Below are 3,137 nucleotides of genomic sequence, written 5' to 3' on the forward strand. Positions count from 1 at the left end.
GTTTATATTATATCCTACTAGGAATTTATATGAATTATTTCATCCAAGAATAATTTGCAATTCTAAGGTTAACCTAATTATAGATTTTAATAAGGAGGAAATTTATGAAGATTTTAAAATATATGTTAATTTTCATCCCCATCAGTTTTATAGCAAAATTTCTCAATGCCTCTGGGACTATTATGTTTATTTTATCTTGTTTATCCATCATTCCCCTTGCTGGTTTAATGGGTGAAGGTACAGAAGAAATATCCTTCTACTCTGTCCCTAAAATTGGAGGGTTCTTAAATGGTACTTTTGGAAATGCAACAGAACTTATTATTTCTTTCTTCGCTCTAAAAAAAGGATTGTTTGATATAGTAAAATCCTCTATTGCTGGAGCAGTAATTGGAAATGTTCTTCTTGTTGTAGGTGCAAGTATGTTAGCTGGAGGCCTTAAGTATAAGACACAAAAATTTAATGTTAAAGTTAGTGAAGTATCTTCTTCCATGCTTTTGTTTGCAGTACTTGGCCTATGTATACCTGCTTTATTTACTCATACTGTTGATCCTGCTTTATTAAATACTCGCTATGAAGGTCTTAGTATTTTTGTTGCAGTTGTTATGATTATCATTTATGTACTTAGTCTTGTTTTTTCTTTTAGTACTCATAAAGATATATATAACTCTGATGAAAAAGAAGAAGGCGACCCTAAATGGTCATTAAAAAAATCAATTACTATTTTAGTAGTAGCAACAATCTTAATAGCTATTGAAAGTGAGTTTTTAGTTAATGGTATTGAGCCTATCACTAGCGCTTTAGGTTGGAGTGAATTCTTTGTTGGTATAATATTAATACCTATTATAGGTAACGCTGCTGAGCACTCAACAGCTGTTATAATGGCAAGAAAGGATAAAATGGATGTGGCACTGGAAATTGCCATAGGCTCTTCTCTTCAAATTATTTTATTTGTTGCACCAGTGCTTATTTTCTTAAGTTTATTTTTTAAACCAATGAGTATTGTATTTAATGAGTTTGAGTTAATTGCACTTATAGCCTCTGTTTTAATTGCCAATAGAGTTTCTCATGATGGTGAGTGTAACTGGTTAGAGGGAGTTCAATTGCTAGCAGTGTATCTAATAATTTCAGCATCCTTCTTTATTATATAATCATATTCACAAAAATAGTGGTAATAATGCCACTATTTTTTAATTTCAAGAAAATATATTTTGGGCAATGTTGTTTCCTAAAGTAGAGCGCCACGCTGTGGGTTAGTCCAAACGAATTTTTATTTTTTACTATAGTTTATCATCTTTTTATACTTAGACATATTATGTATTGTACTAAATTATTTAAGTACGAGTTTAATATTGGTGGTGAATTATAATGTATGCAGATTTGGTGTGCAAGGGTGGCGGTGTCAAAGGGATAGCCCTTGTAGGTGCAATATCTTACTTTGAAGAACAAGGATATGCATGGAAAAGAGTTGCTGGTACATCTGCAGGTGCTATTGTTGCTTCATTGGTGGCTGTAGGATATAGTGCCAATGAAATTAAGGATATTATGTATGACTTAGACTATAATAAGCTTGCAGATAAAAATAAATTACAATCTATACCTTTGGTTGGGTCAGCTGCTTCTCTCTTCCTTTCAAAGGGACTACATTCAGGAGATTATATAGAAAATTTTCTTAGTAAAAAATTTGAGCAAAAAGGGAAAAAATATTTTAGAGATATTTATATTCATAACAATAGTAAATTAAAAGTTATTGCAACGGATGTTACTAGACATAAACTAATTACCTTACCTGATGATCTTGTTGAATATAATATAAATCCCCTTGATTTTGAAATAGCAAAAGCAGTTAGAATGAGTCTTAGTATACCGTTTTTTTATGAGCCAATAGTTCTAAATACTGATAAGGAACCTTGTTATATTGTTGATGGTGGACTTTTAAGCAACTTCCCTATTTGGATATTTGATGTAGCTGACAATCCAAGATGGCCTACCTTTGGTTTGAATTTATATAATAATGTACAAAAACCTAATAATAATCCAAATGGATTTATCCCTTTTTTAATGGATGTGATGGAAACAAGTCTTGCCACAAGTGAAGAAGTATATTTTAAAGATTGTGATGCTGTTAGAATTGTTAATATTCCAACCTTGGGTATAAATACAGTAGATTTTGATATATCAAAGGATCAAATAAAATCTTTATTTAATTCTGGATATATTTCTGCTAAGTCATTTTTGGAAGGTTGGAATTTTAATGATTATCTTAAATATTATCGTAGTTAAATCTTATTTTGTAAACTTTTTATAAAACGTATCATAAAATATATTAGGGGGTGAATCGTCTATGAAAGAAGAATTCAATGATTGTAATAAAAATTATAATCATTTATTAAAAAGCCTCTGTAATATATTAAAAGAACGCAGTAATAAAGAAAGTTCTTATGCAACATTTTTACAAACAGAATGGGTTAGCGTAGGTTTAAATGAGTATTTTCCATTTAATATAACAGATATATATAATGAAGATATATTTCTTGTTAATCCTACTACTATAAAAGTTAATAAATCTGGCGTATATCATATAATATATAAAATTCCAGTTAATATAGAGGATAAAAAAGATCATCTTGAGCAAAGTATAGGTTTATACATTAATAATGTACTACAAAAAAACATTCAAAGAACTTTTGGAGTAATCGACCCTGATTATAAAAATTGTATGTCTATTATTGGTGATGATATAATTTATATCCCAGAAAATACTTTACTACAACTTAAAAATAATGGTTTTTCAAATAAAAGTAAAAATATTAATAGTTATAACAAAGAAGGCAGTAGTGCAAGTATTAATATAGTTAAAATCGGATAGAATATAGATTGCAAATTAGGGGAAATATGTCATTTCTCCTTTTTTTGTTAGTTTCATTATCATTTATAGTTGACAATTGAAAAATAATGCTATAATAATAGTAAGGACATTTTATTTTAACTCCAATGTTATAAAAATATTAGAATTAGGGGTGATTAAAATGACAAAATGCATAATTTACAATCTTAATTTCAAAAAAATAGAAGGCTTTATATGTGAATTTACTAAAGCAAGAATAGATTTTAAACCATAAAGTATTAATAGCCACTCT

General features: G+C 28.6%; 3 protein-coding genes. All 3 read left to right on the forward strand.

The features are described from left to right. Positions 1-104 precede the first annotated feature (104 nt). A complete protein-coding gene (cax, locus tag NSA58_RS17930; RefSeq protein WP_257560768.1) occupies positions 105-1,148 on the forward strand; it encodes a calcium/proton exchanger in 1,044 nt (347 codons plus the stop codon). A gap of 217 nt (positions 1,149-1,365) precedes the next feature. Continuing rightward, the gene (locus NSA58_RS17935; RefSeq protein WP_257560769.1) at positions 1,366-2,280 is read left to right on the forward strand and encodes a patatin-like phospholipase family protein; all 915 of its coding nucleotides are present in this window, start codon (positions 1,366-1,368) and stop codon (positions 2,278-2,280) included. A gap of 61 nt (positions 2,281-2,341) precedes the next feature. Beyond that, positions 2,342-2,866 carry a hypothetical protein gene (locus tag NSA58_RS17940; RefSeq protein ID WP_039681096.1) on the forward strand — a complete coding sequence of 175 codons (525 nt, stop codon included), beginning with the start codon at positions 2,342-2,344 and terminating at the stop codon, positions 2,864-2,866. Positions 2,867-3,137: the final 271 nt, after the last annotated feature.

It is taken from the genome of Terrisporobacter muris, assembly GCF_024621905.1.
Lineage (GTDB): Bacteria > Bacillota > Clostridia > Peptostreptococcales > Peptostreptococcaceae > Terrisporobacter > Terrisporobacter muris.